Here is a 19,705-nt window from a genome sequence, read left to right as displayed (position 1 = left end):
CTAAATAACTTTTTTATTTCACATTCAATGAATAAATATTAATTTTACTCAAAAATCTTCACATTATGAGAATTTTAACTATTCCAAATCACATTTTTCACATTGCAGTGCTTTCACTTTGTTGCTTTAAATTGAGCGCTCAGGAAGCAAAAATTAACATTCAGCAAAATCCAAAATTCGAACAACTATTAAACGAAAAAAGAAAAATAAACGCCTCAATAGCTGTAAATGAACGATATAAAATTCAAGTTTTCACTGGTAACAGCGAAAAGGCTAAAAGCACGTTAAATGAATGCAAACAAAATTTTCCAGACTTAGATGCTACTATCGTTTTCAACACTCCCAACTATAAAGTTTGGGTAGGTAATTTTAGAAACCGCATTGAAGCCGAAAGAAATTTAGTGGAAATAAAAAAAATGTATGCTAATGCTTTTTTGATAAAGCCTAAAAAATAAAAATTTAACACTATTTATTATAAAAAAAAGAGCCTAAAAAAGTACAATATTACTTTTTTAGGCTCTTTTTTTATCGGCTAAATCAATTCAAAAAGTCAAAAACTAAACTTCCTTTAAATATCATAATTATGGAATAATTTAAAAAAGTAAAAATTCTAAAAAAAGCAACTACTATTATTTTATACCACTAAAGCATATTTAAAATTTTAATAATTAGAAGTGCTGAGAAAATAATCAACCCAATAATAAAAATATTTTTACCGTTCTTTCGATCCTCTTCTTTATAAGAATAAATCCGCTCACCATTAGGTAAAGTTTTTTTTGAAGTCCATAAAGAATAACCTATAAAGATTCCAATTCCACCACCGAGAATAGAAAACAAATAACCAGCTATAATCCAAGACTTTTGATTTTCTTCTGGTTTAGCCAAAATCTTCAAACGCTCATTTTTCAAAAAAATCAACATTTCATCATCAACCTTTCTTCCTCTATTAATTAATATTTTTTGAGATAATTTATAATCAAAAGCATTCCATTCATCAGACTTCATAAGAATTTCATACAATTCTTCATCTGTAAAACTAAATAAATAATAATCCTCATCTATATCTTCTAAAGCATTTACCGCTTCTTTTTCGAGAATAGATTCAGCTTTTTCAAAATTGAATGGACTAATTTTTACTTCATATTGATTATGTAAAGTACTTCCTGAAAACATAACATCAACTGGCGCTATATTATCGCCCAAAACTGTATCAATATTATTTTCATTAAGCAAAACTTCAAGTTCCTGAGCTTGCGTCAAAGTGGAGAAACTTCGAAACACATTAAAATTTTCAATCATATTATTTATCAATTTTTCAAAACTATTCCTAGTTACATTATCACTAAAAAACTACCAAAAGAACGACTTTCTATTTTATGCAATCCCTCAATAAATCACAAAAACAGATCATCCTTAGATCTAAAATGACAACTATTTAGTCAATCTATTTTTATCTTTCCCTCATCAGTACAACCTGCTAAACTTTTGCTTAAAACAACAATCTATTTACTTTATTAAAACAAATAAAAACATTATAAACACCCATTAATGTCTCTTTCTAAAATAATATTACAAAACAAAAAGTCTAAAATACAAAAAATCCCGACGAATCGGGATTTTCTTATAAAATTAGAACTGAAATACTATTTCAATTTTTTCTTGATAGCTACTTCATGGTAGGCTTCAATAACATCTCTTTCTTCAATGTCGTTAAATCCTTTTACTTGGATACCACAATCATAACCTTTAGCAACTTCTCTTACATCGTCTTTGAAACGTTTCAATGCAATTAATTCACCTTCATGAATTACTACGCCATCTCTAATGATTCTGATTTTACCATTTCTAGTAATTTTACCGTCCATAACCATACATCCTGCAATAGTACCTACTTTAGAAATTTTGAACAACTCTCTAATTTCAGCAGTTCCTAATACTTCCTCTTTCATTTCCGGAGCAAGCATTCCTTCCATTGCATCTTTTAAGTCGTCAATTGCTGCGTAGATAATTGAGTAGTAACGGATATCGATTTCTTCTTTATCAGCCAGTTGTCTTGCGTTTCCAGCAGGACGAACGTTAAATCCGATAATAATCGCATCAGAAGCAGAAGCTAACATAACGTCAGTTTCAGTAATTGCTCCAACACCTTTATGGATAATATTAATTTGAATTTCTTCAGTAGACAATTTAGAGAACGAATCAGATAATGCTTCAACAGAACCATCCACATCTCCCTTAAGGATCACGTTCAATTCTTTAAATTGACCTAATGCAATACGACGACCAATTTCATCAAGAGTAATATGACGTTGCGTACGTACTGATTGTTCACGCATTAATTGAGAACGTTTAGCAGCAATTTGTTTTGCTTCTTTTTCGTCTTCAAAAACATTGAATTTATCCCCTGCAGTTGCTGCACCATCAAGACCTAAAATAGATACTGGCGTTGAAGGTCCTGCAACAGTAACAATATTACCACGTTCATCATGCATGGCTTTAATTTTACCATGATGTTTACCTGCTAATAAGTAATCTCCAATTTTTAATGTTCCGTGTTGTACTAATATGGTAGAAACATATCCTTTTCCTTTATCTAAAAACGCTTCGACTACAGTACCCTGAGCTAACTTATTAGGATTAGATTTTAACTCTAAAACTTCTGCTTCTAATAATACTTTCTCTAACAACTCTTTTACACCTGTTCCAATTTTTGCAGAAATATCATGAGATTGGATTTTTCCACCCCAGTCTTCTACTAATAAATTCATACCTGCCAAACGCTCTTTGATTTTCTCAACATTGGCATTTGGTTTATCAATTTTATTGATGGCAAATATAATTGGCACTCCCGCAGCTTGTGCGTGAGAAATAGCCTCTTTAGTTTGTGGCATGATATCATCATCCGCGGCTACAACAATAATTGCAATATCAGTAACTTGAGCTCCACGTGCACGCATCGCGGTAAACGCCTCGTGACCTGGTGTATCTAAAAATGCGATTTTTTGACCATTATCTAAAGTTACTCCATAAGCACCAATGTGCTGTGTAATACCTCCAGATTCTCCAGCAATTACATTTTCTTTACGAATATAATCCAGTAAAGAGGTTTTACCGTGATCGACGTGACCCATTACGGTAACAATCGGTGCTCTTACTACTAAATCTTCTTCTTTATCTTCAATTACTTCGATAGCTTCTTCGATATCTACAGTAATAAATTCAACATCATAACCAAATTCATCAGCAACAATAGTTAATGTTTCCGCATCCAAACGTTGGTTTTGCGTAACCATGATACCAAGTGACATACAAGTTCCAATTACTTTATTAATTGGCACATCCATCATGATAGCAATTTCACCTACAGTAACAAATTCAGTAACTTTAATAGTTTTACTTCCTTCGTCTAAAGCTCTTTGCTCCTCATCTGATTTTTGACGGTGCGTATCTCTCTTATCTCTTCTATATTTAGCCGCTTTAGATTTACCTCCTTTTTTACCTTGAAGTTTTTCTAAAGTCTCTCTAATTTGATTTTTAACTTCCTCTTCTGTTGGCTCTACTTTAGCCACAATAGCAGGACGGTTTCCTTTTACAAATCCAGGTCTTGCACCTCTGTTGGCATTGAATCCTCCGCCACCAGTATTAGGTGTGATTTTGTTAGGATTAGGAGTTCCAGGAGGCCTAGGTGTGCTTGGCGTATTAGTTGTACCCGGTTTAGGAGCAATTCTTTTACGTTTGTTTTTGTTAGCATTTGCACCAGCAGCTCCAGGAGCACCTGGTTTATTAGGAGTGATTTTAGGATCCTCCTTTTTCTTTTTAGGCTTATTAAATTGAGACAAATCAATAGTTTGTCCTGTTAATTTAGCTCCAGAAAGTTTTTGATATTGAGTTGCAATGGCTTCTTCAGCAGGAGCTTCATCAGTCTTAGCTGCTTCTTCCGTTTTCTTAACAACTTCTTTTTCTTTAGCTACAGGAGCAGCAGGAGCTTGTTTTTCCTCTTTTGCCGCTTCTTTCACAACCTCTTTTTCTTTCTTAGGTGCTGCATTTTCAACAACAGGTTTAGGAACTTCAGCTGCAACAGGTTTTTCTTCTTTTTTGTCTGATTCGATTTTCTCTGGAGAACTAATTTTAGCAGCCGGTTTTTCTTCGACAACTTCAGGCTTAGGAGCAGCAGCTTTTTCCTCAACCGCTGGAGGAGGCGTAGCTTTTGAAGGATTCAAATCTATTTTTCCAACTTGAACAGGCCCTGAAATTACGGCTCTCGCCTTAATTACTTCCTGCTGTTGTCTTTGTATTTCTTCTTCTTGCTTACGTTTATCTTCAGCTTCTCTATCGCGCTCGATACGTAAAGCTTCTTTTTCTTTTCTCTTCTCTTCGCTTACTTCTTTCGAAGCCTCTTTTTTCCCTCTGTCGCCCGCAAACTGACCGCACAAGACATCGTATACATCATTAGAAATTTTTGTGTTTGGATTGGACTCAATCGCAATCCCCTTATCTTTAAGATAATCCACAGCTCTTTCCAAAGAAATATTCAATTCCCTTAAAACTTTGTTTATTCTTATTACTCTCTCTTCAGACATATAACCTTTTTATTATTACCTATTTTGTTGTGTTGTTAGAAGCATAGAACTAACTATCGAACTCTTCTTTCAATATTTTCATTACATCTAGAATCGTTTCTTCTTCTAAATCTGTTCTTCTTACTAAGTCTTCTACATCATGCTTCAAAATACTTTTTGCAGTATCTAAACCAATTTTTGCAAATTCTTCTATAATCCATTCTTCAATTTCATCTGAAAATTCTGTTAATTCAACATCATCCTCATCTGCAGTTGCTCCGGCAACATCTCCTTCTCTAATAACATCTAATTCATAACCAGTTAACAAACCAGCTAATTTAATGTTATGACCTCCTCTACCAATTGCTTTTGAAACTTCTTCTAATTTCAAGAACACATCAGCTCTTTTTGCTTCTTCATTAATTTTAATCGAAGAAACCTTAGCAGGACTCAAAGCTCTTGTTATAAACAACTGGATGTTGCTTGTATAATTGATAACATCAATATTTTCATTCCCTAATTCACGAACAATTCCGTGGATACGAGATCCTTTCATTCCCACACAAGCACCTACTGGATCAATTCTGTCATCATAAGAATCTACAGCCACTTTTGCTTTTTCACCTGGAATTCTTACTACTTTTTTGATGGTAATCAAACCGTCAAAAACCTCTGGAATTTCTTGTTCAAACAATTTTTCTAAAAACTTCTCAGAAGTTCTAGACATAATAATTTGAGGTTTATTTCCTTTTAGTTCCACGCTTTCAATAATTCCACGTACGTTATCTCCTTTACGGAAAAAGTCAGATGGAATTTGTTTTTCTTTTGGAAGCACAATTTCATTTCCTTCATCATCCACAAGAATTACTACTCTTGGTCTCACATGGTGTACTTCGGCGGTGTAAATATCACCTATTAAATCTTTAAATTGCTTGTAAAGATTCGTGTTATCATGCTCGTGTATTTTTGAAATCAAATTTTGACGCAAAGCTAAAATAGCTCTTCTTCCTAAATCAATCAATTTTACTTCTTCAGAAACCTCTTCACCAATTTCAAAATCCGCTTCAATCTTTCTAGCCTCTGTCAAAGTAATCTCTTCATTTTCGAAATCCAAATCTTCGTCGGCAACGATTACTCTCCTTCTCCAAATTTCCATATCTCCCTTATCAGGATTAATAATGATATCGAAATTATCATCTGAACCGTATTTTTTCTTCAATGCATTTCTAAATACATCTTCTAAAATTGCCATAAGCGTTACACGATCAATAAGTTTATCATCTTTAAACTCTGAAAATGAATCGATTAATGCTAAATTTTCCATGCGAATTCTTTAAATTAAAATGTTACTGTAACAACCGCCTCTTTGATTTCTGTATAAGGGATTTGTTGTTCTTTCTGTACTGTTTCTTTTCCTTTTCCTATTTTTTTAGGCTCTCTTGCTTTCCAAGACAAAATTATGAAATCTTCATTAGCATCAACTAATTCAGCTTCAATTTTTTCAGTATTTGTGGTCACAATCAAAGTTCTACCAATATTTTTTTTGTATTGACGAACCAATTTTAGCGGAGAACCCACTCCTACCGAAGCCACTTCTAGTGAAAAATCCTGCTCTTCTCTGTCTAAATTGCTTTCTACTGCACGACTTACATCAATGCAATCCTGTAAAACCACTCCATTGTCATCATCTAAGGTTACAATTACCTTAAACGCATCAGTAATAGTCAAATCAATCAAAAAAAGTGAAGGCCTTTCTTCAAGAGCTTCCTGCAATAATGTATTTACTTTTTCTTTAAATGTCATATTTTTTATAAAAAGAGGGGACATTTAGTCCCCTCATTATCTAGATTTTAATAAATAACGGCACAAATATAGTGTTTATTTTTATAATCCAAAAATAATTGATTGCTGTAAAATTATTCCTTACCTTTATTACTAGAGCAAAATACAATTCTAAACTACTCTCAAATCTTAAAAATGATGAAAAAAATATTAGTCCCTACCGATTTTTCAATTCAGGCCGAAAACGCATTAAAAGTTGCCGCTCAAATAGCCAGAAATAACAATTCGGAAATCCATTTATTGCACATTTTAGAAATTCCCAGCCAGATGAATGATGCCATTACCGGAGCTACTCCTATACCCGAAGTGGTGTTTTTTATTCAAAAAGCAAAGGAAACCATGCGTTTTATAAAAGAGAAAAGTTTCCTTAAAGACCTTACTGTGATTGACTCCATCAAAATTGAGAAAGCATCACAAGCCATCATTTCCTACAGCAAAGAAAATAATATTGATTTAATATTAATGGGTTCCAATGGCACTTCAGGAATTGAAGAAATCATCCTTGGTTCTAACACCGAAAAAGTAGTTCGCTTATCCAATGCTCCTGTATTGATTATCAAAGAAGAAATTACTGAATTTAACCCAAAAAACATTGTTTTTGCTTCCGATTTCTCTGAAGAAATAAAAAAATCGTTCGGTAAACTTCTTGACCTAGTATATGCTTTCAATGCACATCTTCATTTAGTAACTATCTGCACACCGAACAGCTTTAAAACCACAGCTTTGACTAAAAAAATAGTACAGGAATTTATTAGTAATTTTGACATAAAAAACTATTCTACACACATTTACAACGATACCAATGTAGAAAAAGGAATAATTAATTTTTCAAACCACATTAATGCCGACTTAATAAGTCTTTGCACACATGGTCGAACGGGACTTTCGCACTTTTTCACTGGAAGTATCAGCGAAGATTTAGCCAATCACGCCTCAAAACCACTTATTGTATATAAAATTTAAACAAAAAAAGCTCTAAATATTTCAATTAAAATATTTAGAGCTTTTTTTTTGCTTAAGAACTATATCACTTATCATACCCAACAACAATTGGTGCCGCAAGACAAGAATCTGGAATCGCAAAAGCATTCACCAAGGCAACTGCATCCGGACGAACATCCCAACAAAGCTGATTAACTATTTTACGAATCGCTTTCGTTTTTACCGGTTCCATATAACCGTCTTCTAAATACCAGGCTTTGTTTTTTTCTATTTGTGAAAGTGCAAACAATTGATTCAATTTCGTTAAAATAGCCTTACTTTTTTCATCTTCAACAGCTGCAATAGCAATTTGGAATTGTTCCAAAACCACTCGATCTAAATAGGCTTCTGCCACATCTATCATTTGGTGCTGCACCACATTAAAAGCATCATATACTTCTAAACCATTATCAATTAATTTTTTGATACGCTTAGCGGCCGAAGCCAAAATGGTTTTTTCCCGATGTTGAAAAGCTTGCAAATGAAATTCACTATCCAATAAATGTTCTTCATCTGTTTTCCGAATCACTAACGGATTTTTCTCAGCAATGGCTGATTTGGCATTTTCATACACATAATTGATAATCCCAAAAGAACCCATTTCACCAAAGGATTTTCTAAACTCCGCCAAACGATTTTTAGCTACTAATTGCATCAATACGGTATTATCTCCTTCAAAAGTGGTATAAATTTCGGTATCATTTTTCAAAGCATCAATTCTGTTTTCAGACAAATACCCTTTTCCTCCACAGGCTTCGCGGCATTCCTGCAAAATTGCCGTTGTACTCCAGGTTGAATACGATTTCAATCCTGCAGCCAAAGCTTCAATCTCTTGCATTTCAGTTTCCGATTTATCAATAAAACGCTGTGTGAGGTATTGCAAAGCAAAATGTATGGCATAAGTTTTAGCCAGCGGAATCAACAACCTGCGCTGGTGCATTCGGTAATTCAAAATCGGAACTTCCGCACCACCTTCGGGACCAAATTGCTTGCGTTGGTCACTGTATTTTATAGCAATTGTCAATCCGCTTTTGGCAGCAGCCAAAGCCGAACGCGGAATTCCAATTCGACCTCCAACCAAAGTTCCCAACATCGTAAAAAAGCGTCGGTTATCACTCGGAATCGGGCTTTCAAATTTCCCTTTATCATTTACTGATGCAAAACGATCCAGCATATTTTCTTTTGGAATCACCACTTGATCAAAACGAATTGTACCATTATCCACTCCATTCAATCCCATTTTATGACCGCAATCCCCTATGATAATTCCTTTTAAAACCACGCCATTTTCATCACGCAAAGGCACCACAAAAGCATTCACGCCATGATCCTGTCCGGCAATAATGAGTTTCGCAAAAACAGTTGCCATTTGCCCATGAACCGCTGCATTTCCAATATATTCTTTTTGCGCTTTTTCGTGCGGCGTATGAATCGTAAAAGTTTGGCTTTCGTGATTGTAAGTAGCCGTTGTTTCTAATCCTTTTACATTCGAACCGTGATGCGTTTCGGTCATAGCAAAACAACCTGGCAATTTTAGCGTACCAATGTCTTTTAGATATTTAGCATAATGTTTTTCGGTTCCTAATGACTGAATGCTCATTCCCCAAAGTCCAAATTGCACTCCAAATTTAATCACCAAACTCAAATCATGATAACTCAAAGTTTCCATAATCGAAAAATAATCAGCTATGTTTTCGCCGCCGCCATATTTTTTGGGATAAGCCATATTCCCGAGGTTTTCATCGGCTAGAATTTTACACCACTCCAATACTTTTTGGCGATAAACACTTATATCAGTTGAAGTTTCGTATTCAAATTCAGGTCTCGAAATAACCGATTTTACTTTATTGATAATAGGCGCTTGTTCTCCATCTAAAATGGCTGTAATTTTTTGAACATCAAAGCTAGTTTCTGTATGCGAATTGACGGTATGGGATTTTGCTTTGGTTTTGAAATTACTAACAGCTTCTTCACCCAGAATCCCTAAATCATTTTCGAGTTTTACAAAAGCAATTTCCATACTCTGAATTACAGCATCGTTTTCAGAAAGCGCCATCGCAATTTCAAAAATAGATTTTAAAGCAGGATGTTCCTGAATGCTTTGTTCAATTTTATTTTTCCAGTTGGTAATATCCTGACGAGACGGCGGATTAGTAATTGTTATTTTCGAAAATAAAAATTCTTTCTCTTCTGCCGAAAGCCAATCTTGCGAATCAATAAAACTTTGTAAGGTAGCAAACTCTTTTTTAGTCAATAAATCATCTGACCACACAATATAGAACAGCGGAATGAAAGCTTGTAATTTGGTGTTTTTCATAAACAAGTATATTTCAATTTAGAAATCCATTTTTATAACAGATTATGAAAATACAGATTATGATTTATAATTGATGTTAAGATTCTGGTAATTTTAGAATGGAGAAAAATTTATTCCTACGCATTTCACTACGCCACAAAAAACAAAACCCCGTAAACTTAACGTTTACGGGGTTCTTTTAATTTGCTAGTTGGTCTACAAGGACTCGAACCTTGAAAGACTGCACCAAAAACAGTTGTGTTACCATTACACCATAGACCAGCAGTGCTTTATTGCGAGTGCAAATTTACAAGCTTTTTCAGTTTACACAAACTTTTTTATATATTTTTTCAAAAAAAGTTTCAAAAAAGAAAAACCCACCTCATAATCAACACCTTAAAAAAGACAATAGTTTTGTAGAAAATTTTGTTAATGGCTATATCCTTAAATAAAAAAACATTTTCTTTGTAACTCGAAAAATTAACTAAAATTTACTACATGAATAAGGAGTCTTTCAATTTCAAAAAATGGAATACTATTCTAGGATGGATTGCATTTGGAATCGCATTAATAACCTATTCTCTTACTGTTGAGCCCACAATGAGTTTTTGGGATTGTGGAGAATACATTGCCACAGCAGCTAAATTAGAAGTAGGCCATCCACCTGGAGCTCCTTTGTTTCAAATGATTGGTGCTTTTTTTGCCATGTTTGCCACTAGTGTAGAACATATTGCTTTAATGGTTAATATGACTTCCGTTTTTTCGAGTGCCTTTACTATTCTATTTATGTTTTGGTCTTCTACTATAATTTTGAGAAAAATTGTCAATAGTTCAGAAGAAGCAAACAAAAGCAATGATATTGTTATTTTAGGAAGTTCGTTTGTAGGCGCTTTAGCTTATACTTTTTCGGATAGTTTTTGGTACAACGCTGTGGAAGCCGAAGTTTATGCTATGGCATCCTTGCTTATTGCATTGCTTTTCTGGCTTGGATTACGCTGGGAACAAGACATGGACAAACCAAGAGGAAACAAATGGCTGTTAATCATTTCTTTGGTAACTGGTCTATCATTTGGAGTTCACTTTATGGCATTGTTAACCATTCCTGCAATCGGATTTTTATATTATTTTAAAAATTATAAAACGGTAACCATTAAAAATTTCATTATTGCCAATGTAGTTGTGGTGTCGGTTTTATTATTTATTTTTAAATTATTGCTTCCTTTAACGATGGCGTTTTTCGCAAAAACAGAAGTTTTTACCGTAAACAGCCTCGGAATGCCATTTGATTCAGGAACTATTTTAGCTGCATTAGCCTTAATAGCCGCTTTCTACTTTGGATTAAAATACACTAAAGAAAAAGGATTAGTTACTTACAACACGCTTATTCTTTGCGTCTTGTTTATATTAATTGGATTCTCAACCTGGTTAATGTTACCTATTCGTGCCAATGCCAATGTAATTATAAACGAAAACAGACCATCGGATGCCCGTGAGGTTTTGGCTTATTACAACAGAGAACAATACGGCTCTAATCCGTTGTTTTACGGTCCGCAATACACAGAAACTTTTGCTGGATTAGACCCAAAAACACCTTATCGTGACAAAGCGCCTAACTACGAGAGAGATTACAAAACAGGGAAATATGTTATTGTAAACAACTACAAAAACGCTGAACAAAACAGTGATGATGCTCAAAAAACATTCTTGCCTAGAATGTGGAGTACAGATCATATTGCTAATTATATCAATTTTACCAATCCGCCTCAATTTACAATCAACCCTAATTATCCTTATGAGAATGATTTGGCTAAATACGGAATTGATGCTAGTCAATTATCTGAAGAAGATTACAATAGAGCAACAGCACAATTAAGAAACGAGGTTGAAAAAACCATTGGCGAATTCAGAAAAGCTTATGCTCAAAAACAAATTGACAACGAAGGCTATGTAAAATTCTTAAGAAGCTACGGCGATTACCTAATCATTGAAAAACCGACTACTGTAGACAACCTTAGTTTTATGGTAGAATACCAGTTTGGTTACATGTACTGGAGGTATTTAATGTGGAATTTTGTGGGACGTCAGAGCGACAACCAAGGAAGGTACGGCGATCAGGACGGAAACTGGTTAAGCGGAATTTCATTTATTGATAACATCCATTTAGGTTCACAAGAAGATTTGCCTAGTGACGCCTTAAACAACAAAGGCCGTAATGTGTATTATTTTATCCCTTTTGTTTTAGGACTTATTGGATTGATGTACCATGCAAGCAAAAACTTAAAAAGCTTTTATGTATTATTAGTTTTATTTCTTTTTACTGGAATAGCATTAAAAATATACCTCAACGAAAGACCTTTCGAGCCTAGAGAAAGAGATTATGCCTTAGTGGGTTCATTTTATGTATTTGCCATTTGGATTGGATTAGGAGTTTATTCCTTGTATGAAAGTGCCAAAAAATATTTGTCTCCAAGAATTGCTGGTCCAGTAATTATTGCAGCTACATTATTGAGCGCACCTGTTTTAATGGCTTCGCAAAACTGGGATGACCACGATCGTTCTGGAAAATATACTGCCTTAGCTATGGCAAAAGCCTATTTGAATTCTTGTGACCCTAATGGTATTTTATTCACCATTGGAGATAACGACACCTTCCCGCTTTGGTATGCACAAGAAATTGAAGGCATTAGAACCGATATAAAAATCGTAAATACGAGTCTTTTCATGACGGATTGGTACATTGACCAAATGAAAACCAAAACTTACGAATCAGACCCATTACCTATTTCGTTTACACACGATCAATATGTGGGTGACAAACTGGATTATGTGGTCAGTATTCCAAAGACAAAAAGCCGTTGGAGTGTAAAAAGTCTTATGGATTTTATCAAAAACCCAAAATCAACTGTTGAAATGCAAAATGGACAAACCATTCATTTCTTTCCAACAAATCAGGTTAGAATCCCAGTTGACAAAAACACCATCATCAAAAACAAAATTGTTGCTGAAAAAGATTATGATTCTATTGTCCCTTACATCGATATTGACATCAAAGGAAATGCCTTATACAAAAACCGTTTAATGATGTTGGATTTGGTTGCCAATAACAACTGGAAACGACCAATCTACTTCAGTGGTGGAGCATTCGACGATGAAGAATACTTATGGATGAAGGATTATCTTCAACTAGACGGTATGGTTTACAAATTAGTTCCTATTAGAACTACTATTCCTAAAGATGGAAATCCAATGGAAATGGGACAAATTGATTCTGAAAAAATGTACAACATTATCATGAAATGGGATTGGGGCAATAGTGATGGAGACATCTACCACGATCCAGAAACGCGTCGTGAGAGTATTACCTACAGAACCAATCTTTCCCGATTGATGAATCAATTAATTGCAGAAGGAAAAATAGAAAAAGCGAAGAAAGTGATCAATTTGGCAATGGAAAAAATGCCAGTTGACAAGTTTGGTTATTACTCTTTACTTGAACCGTTTGCACATGGTTATTACAAAGTAGGCGAAGCAGGTAAAGCTCATGAACTTTTGGACAAATTAATAGTTAAGTACCAAGAAAACCTGAATTATTACAGCAAAATGAGCGCCGATGAACAATCGTATGTTGTAATAGACATTGTAACTGATATTGAACGTTACAGAGCATTATTAGAAGTGATGAAGGCAAACAGTGACAATGCTTTCTATCAAAAACACAGAGGCACTTTCAATACCTATATTGATATTTTCGCACGTTTTGAACGTGACAAAGAATAGTAAAGTATAAACATTGATTTCATAAAAAATGTAGCAATCCCATCAAAAAAGATTGCTACATTTTTTTTATCTTTAATTTCAAATGATTTTCAAATGAAAGCCTATTGGGTCAAAACACACCGCATCATCAAAAAACTATTTCCGAATTACGTTTGGGATATTCCTAATAATGACAACAAAATCTATCTTACTTTTGATGACGGACCAACACCCGAAATAACACAATGGGTTTTAAATCAATTAGAACAATACAACGCCAAAGCTACTTTTTTTTGCATTGGCAAAAACATAGAACAACATCCTGAAATCTTTAATGAAGTAATTAAAAAAGGACACGGCATAGGCAATCACACCCAAAATCATTTGAATGGATGGAAAACCATTACTAATGAATACCTGGAAAACATTGAGACCTGTGAAACCACTATTTCAAATCTGAAATCTGAAATCTCAATTCTGCAGTCTAAAACCTTCCGTCCACCGTATGGCAAAATAAAAGCCGCCCAAGCTAAAAAACTCAGACAACAAGGCTATAAAATAATTATGTGGGATGTGCTTAGCGCTGATTTTGACCAAAGCATTACTAAAGAAGAATGTTTGAATAATGTACTTTCCAATACGCAATCAGGAAGTATTATCGTATTTCACGACAGTCTAAAAGCGTTTAAAAATCTAGAATATGCGTTACCTAAAGTGCTTCAACATTTAGCTGAAAACCACTTTTCTTTCAAAACAATAAAGTAATGAATTAAAGTTGTTCTTGCACAATAGTAATAAGCGAATTAGCATCTAATTCTCCTGATTGTCTCCACACCATCTGACCTTCTTTGTAAACCATCAAAGTAGGCAATCCTTTAATTCTTAAAGCTTCGGCTAGTTCTTGATTTTTATCCACATCAATCTTTATCACCTTTGCTTTATCGCCTAAAGCAGCAGCAACATCTCTAATAACATCATGCATAGCAACCGAAGATTCATTCCAATCTGTGTAGAAATCAATTAACACAGGTACATGTGCACTTATAAGTTCTCCAAATTTTGACATAAAACCAAGAATTAATTTTTTTAAATCTAAGAAAAATAAAGTTTCTTCACATACAAATGTAGCATTTTTAACGAATTATGTTACTTTATCTCCTCTTTTTAGTTCGATAACTGTAATTTCAGGCATAATTCCTACTCTACCAGGGTAAGCATGAAAGCCAAAACCTCTATTTACATACACATAACGCCCTAAATGTTCATACAATCCTGCCCATTGTGCATAGACATATTGTGCCAAACTCCATTTAAAATAACCCGGAATTTCAATTCCAAACTGCATTCCGTGCGTATGTCCCGAAAAGGTTAAATGAAAATTCTTCTCGTGCTCTTTTATCTCAAGATCCCAATGACTCGGATCGTGACTCATCAATATTTTAAAATCTTTATCTTCTAATGCTTCCGAAGCTTTTTTCAAATCTCCAGCTTTCTTAAAATTATTTCCCCAGTTTTCAACACCTACTAAGGCTATTTTATCGTTTCCTTTTTCTAAAAACTGATGTTCGTTCAACATCAACTTAAAATCAATTTGTCCGTACAACTCTTTAATTTCCTTAAAGTTTTGTTCTTTCTCCGCTTCCGTTGGCCAGTTTACATATTCACCATAATCATGATTCCCTAAAACCGAATATTTACCGTATTTATGCTCTTTAATTCGCTTAAAAGTTTCAATCCACGGATGCATTTCATTGGCGTGCGTATTCACAATATCACCTGTAAACAAAATCATATCCGAATTTTGCTCATTAATCAAATCAATAGCATAATTTATTTTATCCGGGTTGTCAAAACTCCCCGAATGTACATCTGAAATTTGAGTAATCGTAAAACCATCAAAAGCCTCTGGCAAATCAGGAAAAAAGATACGCTGTTTGATTACTTTATAATTGTATTTCCCAATGGTTACTCCATAAAGCAAAGACAAAAACGGAATCGCAGCCAAGCCTAGACCCAGTTGACTTACAAATTTTCGTCTCGAACCTAAAAAACCTTCGTTATCGTATTCTACAAAATAATTCACGGAGCCCATTATCACTCTAAAAATATCTTCGCACAACAAGACAATTCCCAAGATAATTTTAGGAACATACACCACCAGCATCAAGCCCATTGTAAACATCATCCCTCGCGTTTGCCCCACCGAACGGTCAAAACTAAAAAAGCCGTAAACAATATAAACCAAAATAGCCAAGCTCAGCACACCGTATGCTACTAAAAACCATTTGTCTTTTAGAACTGTTTTAAAAGCCTGAAAAGCATAGAGTTCCACCACCAAAAGAAACACTATAAAAAACAACAACCTAAACCCCATCTTAATACATTTTTACACAAAATAACAACATCTGACTCTTATTTTAGAAAATCTTAAACAAACTTTAACTTGATAAGCTTGATTTTTAGGAGCAGAACGATAAAAACGTAATAACTTCCTCATCTACTCTTCGCTACCTTTCTCTACTGAATATATGGAAATAGTTACTTCATATTACTCTATAGAAATGGAGAAATCAAATTATTTAGAAGAAAAAAACTATTCCTCCGTTACAAATTTTGTCACTAGTAACAACTGTTGTCACACTTTTGTAAATCTCCATATATTGGAATAAATTTGCAAAACATTTAAAAACCAACAAATTATGCAAAAATTAAAAGAAGGAGACTTCGTGAATTACAAGTTCAGAAACAATCATTTAACAAGTGGCACAATCGTAGAAATAATAAAAATTCCTGAAGGAGAAAGACAACTAATCAACCAAGAGAATAACAAGATAATGAATGTTCCTAATTGCTATTATCAATTATTAAGACTTGACATAGATGAAAGTGTTTCGATACATAAAGATGAATTTTACAGAAACTGTAGCACTATCGAAATTGAAAATCAGCATTTCATCGAACTAAAATCTACATTAAAAGAGCAAATAAAACCACTTAACAACGAAACTATCAACTTCTATGAATGGCAAATAGAACATCTATCATTTATACAAATTATCCATATAACTCAAAAATATCCGAGTATAAACATAATAGGATCATATTATTTAGTAGATAACAAAGCTACTCATAATCAAGATTACTTTGACTTTTTTTTCAAAAAGACAAAAGGCTTATTTGGCCTTAATGAAGACTTAGAAAAAATCCATCATATAAATCAATTATTTGACAAACTCGATTCAATCAACTATCACTACAATAAAAAGAAAATAGCAAACCTAAAACAGGACAGAAATCAACAAAGCAATTAGAAATAATCATAAAGTAAATTGAATTCTATATTTTTACATTTTAAATTCAATTTACACTTCAATGTCACAAAAACGTCTTTTTCTACTAGATGCCTATGCTTTAATTTTTAGAGGCTATTATGCCTTTATTAAAAATCCAAGAATCAACTCTAAGGGTATGGATACATCAGCCATTATGGGATTTATGAATTCGTTGATGGATGTAATTAAGCGTGAAAAGCCAGACCATCTGGCGGTAGCTTTTGACAAAGGCGGCAGCGATTTACGCAACGAATGGTTTCCTGAATACAAAGCCAATCGTGATGCGACACCCGAAGCCATCAAGATTGCCGTTCCTTACATTCAAGCCTTATTGAACGCCATGCACATTCCAATTATTGAAGTGGCAGGCTATGAAGCCGATGATTTGATAGGAACGATTGCCAAACAAGCCGAAAAACAAAACTACAAAGTCTATATGGTTACGCCTGACAAGGATTTTGCCCAATTGGTTTCGGAAAATATCTTTATGTACAAACCCGCTCGTATGGGCAACGGAATTGAGATTTGGGGAATTCCTGAAGTATTAGAAAGATTTGAAATCGAAAGACCGGAGCAAGTAATTGACTACCTGGGAATGATGGGCGATTCTGCCGATAATATTCCTGGATTACCCGGTGTAGGAGAAAAAACAGCTAAAAAATTCCTGGCTGAATACGGTACAATCGAAAACTTATTGGCTAATACGCACCAACTTAAAGGCGCAATAAAAACTAAAATTGAAGCCAATGCCGAACTGGGATTGTTGTCGAAAAAACTAGCTACTATTCTGTTAGATTGTCCAGTTGTTTTCAATGAAGAAGACTATGAGCTTTCGACTCCTAATGTAGAAAAAACAGATGCTTTATTTAACGAATTGGAGTTTAGAAGAATGGCAGAACAGTTTGATGCCATTTTTAAAAGTCCATCACAAGCTTTCAGTAATGAACAAGCTCCTGTGGACGATGCTAAACTGTACAAAAAACCGCAAGCGAAAAACCAAGAGCAATTCGACCTTTTTTCAAGTACACTGCCTACTCATGAAAACGAAGTATCGCACTTGCAATTTTACAGCACGCTGGAAAACACGCCACATTCGTACCAAATTATTCAAGGCGATTTAGGAATTAAATTGCTATTGCAAAACTTACAAAAACAAACTTCGGTTTGCTTTGATACCGAAACCACTGGACTGGATGCTTTGCATGCAGAATTAGTGGGAATTTCATTTTCTTACGAAAAAGGAAAAGCCTTTTACGTTCCGTTTCCGGAAAACCAAGACGAAGCTCAAGCTTTGGCAGAAAAATTCGTTCCGTTTTTCGAAAATGTAGCTATTGAAAAAATTGGTCAAAACATTAAATACGACTTAAAAATATTATCGAATTATGGCATTCGCGTAGCTGGAAAATTATTCGACACCATGATTGCGCATTATTTGATTAATCCTGATATGCGTCATAATATGGATATTTTATCAGAGACTTATTTAAAATACTCGCCAAAATCTATTGAAGACTTAATTGGAAAGAAAGGAAAAAATCAGAAATCAATGCGCGACGTAGCATTGGAAGACATTAAAGAATATGCTGCTGAAGATGCCGACGTTACCTTTCAATTAAAAGAATTATTTGCTGTAGAATTAGAAAAAACAGCCACTCAAAAACTATTTGACGAAATCGAGATTCCACTTGTTCCTGTTCTTGCAGCGATGGAAACAGAAGGAATCAACTTAGATGTTCCATTTTTGAAAAGCATGTCAGTAGAAATGGCGCTCGAAAGCAAGGCGCTGGAACAAAAAATATATGAAACTGCTGGCGAAAAATTCAATTTGGCTTCGCCAAAACAGCTCGGCGATATTTTATTTGACAAAATGAAAATTGGCGGTGCCAAACAGAAGAAAACCAAGACAGGACAATACGCCACTGGCGAAGAAGTGTTAAGTTACCTGGCTAACGAACACGAAATTGTACGCGATATTCTGGAATGGCGCCAAATGGTGAAATTACAAAGCACCTATATTGATGCTTTACCAAACCAAGTCGATGCAAAAACGGGACGCGTTCATACTGATTATATGCAAACCGTAGCTGCAACAGGACGTTTGAGTTCGAATAATCCGAACTTGCAAAACATCCCTATTCGTACCGAAAGAGGGCGATTGATTCGTAAAGCATTTATTGCTCGTGATGAAAATTACACTCTAGTTTCTGCCGATTATTCTCAAATAGAATTGCGTGTAATTGCAGCTTTAAGTGGCGAAGAAAACATGATTAAGGCTTTCCAAAATAATGAAGACATCCACAGATCGACTGCTTCTAAGGTTTTTAATGTGCCGCTGGAAGAAGTGACTCGCGAACAACGTAGTCATGCAAAAACCGTAAACTTCGGAATTATCTATGGGGTTTCGGCATTTGGGCTTTCGAATCAAACCAATCTTTCCCGCTCAGAAAGTGCTGAACTGATTGAAGCTTATTACAAATCGTATCCAAGGTTGAAATCGTATATCGGCGAGCAAATTGATTTTGCCCGAGATCATGGTTATGTGCAAACGGTTTCAGGTCGTCGCAGGTATTTAAAAGATATCAATTCACAAAACGCTATTGTTCGCGGTGGTGCTGAACGTAATGCAGTTAACGCTCCTATTCAGGGTTCGGCGGCTGACATTATCAAAATTGCAATGATTAACATTCATAATAAATTGATTTCCGAAAACTGGAAATCGAAAATGTTATTGCAAGTACATGATGAGCTTGTGTTTGACGTTCACAATTCGGAATTAGAAAAAATCCAACCCATGATTAAAGCCGAAATGGAAAATGCTTTTAAACTAGAAGTGCCTTTAGTAGTCGATTTAGGAATGGGAAGAAACTGGCTAGAAGCACATTGACACATTTGACAACTTTTAAAAAGTTGTCAAATGTAACTAGTCAAAACAAAAAAAT

13 protein-coding genes and 1 tRNA gene are annotated in these 19,705 nt (G+C 34.5%); 6 read left to right on the top strand and 8 right to left on the bottom strand.

The window, feature by feature from the left end; translation table 11 throughout:
• Positions 1-65: 65 nt before the first annotated feature.
• Positions 66-455, top strand: coding sequence for an SPOR domain-containing protein (locus AAGV33_RS04405; protein ID WP_373390736.1), 390 nt, complete (start codon positions 66-68; stop codon positions 453-455).
• A gap of 187 nt (positions 456-642) precedes the next feature.
• On the opposite strand, the gene AAGV33_RS04400 is transcribed toward AAGV33_RS04405, so the two are convergent.
• The 4 genes from AAGV33_RS04400 to rimP form a co-directional block, all read right to left on the bottom strand.
• On the bottom strand, positions 643-1,299 hold the full coding sequence (locus AAGV33_RS04400; protein WP_373390735.1) for a hypothetical protein: 657 nt from the start codon (positions 1,297-1,299) through the stop codon (positions 643-645).
• A 344-nt stretch (positions 1,300-1,643) separates the two neighbouring features.
• Entirely contained in the window at positions 1,644-4,580 is a 2,937-nt protein-coding gene (infB, locus tag AAGV33_RS04395) for a translation initiation factor IF-2 (protein ID WP_373390734.1), read from the bottom strand.
• Between the two features lie 49 nt (positions 4,581-4,629).
• Complete coding sequence (gene nusA, locus AAGV33_RS04390) at positions 4,630-5,883, bottom strand: transcription termination factor NusA (RefSeq protein WP_373390733.1); 1,254 nt, start codon at positions 5,881-5,883, stop codon at positions 4,630-4,632.
• A 14-nt stretch (positions 5,884-5,897) separates the two neighbouring features.
• Complete coding sequence (gene rimP, locus AAGV33_RS04385) at positions 5,898-6,362, bottom strand: ribosome assembly cofactor RimP (RefSeq protein WP_373390732.1); 465 nt, start codon at positions 6,360-6,362, stop codon at positions 5,898-5,900.
• A 174-nt stretch (positions 6,363-6,536) separates the two neighbouring features.
• Here rimP and AAGV33_RS04380 point away from each other — a divergent pair, with 174 nt between their 5' ends.
• Complete coding sequence (locus AAGV33_RS04380; RefSeq protein WP_373390731.1) at positions 6,537-7,364, top strand: universal stress protein; 828 nt, start codon at positions 6,537-6,539, stop codon at positions 7,362-7,364.
• A gap of 64 nt (positions 7,365-7,428) precedes the next feature.
• On the opposite strand, the gene AAGV33_RS04375 is transcribed toward AAGV33_RS04380, so the two are convergent.
• Entirely contained in the window at positions 7,429-9,699 is a 2,271-nt protein-coding gene (locus AAGV33_RS04375) for an acyl-CoA dehydrogenase family protein (protein ID WP_373390730.1), read from the bottom strand.
• 190 nt (positions 9,700-9,889) lie between these two features.
• Positions 9,890-9,960 (bottom strand) — tRNA-Gln (locus tag AAGV33_RS04370).
• A 216-nt stretch (positions 9,961-10,176) separates the two neighbouring features.
• Between AAGV33_RS04370 and AAGV33_RS04365 the strand changes: the two genes are divergently transcribed.
• The gene (locus AAGV33_RS04365) at positions 10,177-13,455 is read left to right on the top strand and encodes a glycosyltransferase family 117 protein (protein WP_373390729.1); all 3,279 of its coding nucleotides are present in this window, start codon (positions 10,177-10,179) and stop codon (positions 13,453-13,455) included.
• Positions 13,456-13,548: 93 nt separating this feature from the next.
• On the top strand, positions 13,549-14,199 hold the full coding sequence (locus AAGV33_RS04360; protein WP_373390728.1) for a polysaccharide deacetylase family protein: 651 nt from the start codon (positions 13,549-13,551) through the stop codon (positions 14,197-14,199).
• A gap of 4 nt (positions 14,200-14,203) precedes the next feature.
• On the opposite strand, the gene AAGV33_RS04355 is transcribed toward AAGV33_RS04360, so the two are convergent.
• Complete coding sequence (locus AAGV33_RS04355; RefSeq protein ID WP_373390727.1) at positions 14,204-14,500, bottom strand: thioredoxin family protein; 297 nt, start codon at positions 14,498-14,500, stop codon at positions 14,204-14,206.
• 75 nt (positions 14,501-14,575) lie between these two features.
• On the bottom strand, positions 14,576-15,808 hold the full coding sequence (locus AAGV33_RS04350) for a metallophosphoesterase (RefSeq protein ID WP_373390726.1): 1,233 nt from the start codon (positions 15,806-15,808) through the stop codon (positions 14,576-14,578).
• Positions 15,809-16,133: 325 nt separating this feature from the next.
• Between AAGV33_RS04350 and AAGV33_RS04345 the strand changes: the two genes are divergently transcribed.
• A complete protein-coding gene (locus AAGV33_RS04345) occupies positions 16,134-16,745 on the top strand; it encodes a hypothetical protein (protein ID WP_373390725.1) in 612 nt (203 codons plus the stop codon).
• 61 nt (positions 16,746-16,806) lie between these two features.
• A complete protein-coding gene (gene polA / locus AAGV33_RS04340) occupies positions 16,807-19,650 on the top strand; it encodes a DNA polymerase I (protein ID WP_373390724.1) in 2,844 nt (947 codons plus the stop codon).
• The last annotated feature ends 55 nt before the right edge of the window (positions 19,651-19,705 follow it).

Origin of the sequence: Flavobacterium magnesitis (assembly GCF_041729735.1) — a bacterium.
GTDB classification, from domain to species: Bacteria; Bacteroidota; Bacteroidia; order Flavobacteriales; family Flavobacteriaceae; genus Flavobacterium; species Flavobacterium magnesitis.
This window is presented reverse-complemented; position numbering and strand designations above follow the sequence as displayed.

What these genes read in the sequence shown, in the direction of transcription:
- AAGV33_RS04405 (WP_373390736.1), top strand. Translation starts at nt 66, where the DNA reads ATGAGAATTTTAACTATTCCAAATCACATTTTTCACATTGCAGTGCTT.
- AAGV33_RS04400 (WP_373390735.1), bottom strand. Translation starts at nt 1,299, where the DNA reads ATGATTGAAAATTTTAATGTGTTTCGAAGTTTCTCCACTTTGACGCAA.
- infB (WP_373390734.1), bottom strand. Translation starts at nt 4,580, where the DNA reads ATGTCTGAAGAGAGAGTAATAAGAATAAACAAAGTTTTAAGGGAATTG.
- nusA (WP_373390733.1), bottom strand. Translation starts at nt 5,883, where the DNA reads ATGGAAAATTTAGCATTAATCGATTCATTTTCAGAGTTTAAAGATGAT.
- rimP (WP_373390732.1), bottom strand. Translation starts at nt 6,362, where the DNA reads ATGACATTTAAAGAAAAAGTAAATACATTATTGCAGGAAGCTCTTGAA.
- AAGV33_RS04380 (WP_373390731.1), top strand. Translation starts at nt 6,537, where the DNA reads ATGATGAAAAAAATATTAGTCCCTACCGATTTTTCAATTCAGGCCGAA.
- AAGV33_RS04375 (WP_373390730.1), bottom strand. Translation starts at nt 9,699, where the DNA reads ATGAAAAACACCAAATTACAAGCTTTCATTCCGCTGTTCTATATTGTG.
- AAGV33_RS04365 (WP_373390729.1), top strand. Translation starts at nt 10,177, where the DNA reads ATGAATAAGGAGTCTTTCAATTTCAAAAAATGGAATACTATTCTAGGA.
- AAGV33_RS04360 (WP_373390728.1), top strand. Translation starts at nt 13,549, where the DNA reads ATGAAAGCCTATTGGGTCAAAACACACCGCATCATCAAAAAACTATTT.
- AAGV33_RS04355 (WP_373390727.1), bottom strand. Translation starts at nt 14,500, where the DNA reads ATGTCAAAATTTGGAGAACTTATAAGTGCACATGTACCTGTGTTAATT.
- AAGV33_RS04350 (WP_373390726.1), bottom strand. Translation starts at nt 15,808, where the DNA reads ATGGGGTTTAGGTTGTTGTTTTTTATAGTGTTTCTTTTGGTGGTGGAA.
- AAGV33_RS04345 (WP_373390725.1), top strand. Translation starts at nt 16,134, where the DNA reads ATGCAAAAATTAAAAGAAGGAGACTTCGTGAATTACAAGTTCAGAAAC.
- polA (WP_373390724.1), top strand. Translation starts at nt 16,807, where the DNA reads ATGTCACAAAAACGTCTTTTTCTACTAGATGCCTATGCTTTAATTTTT.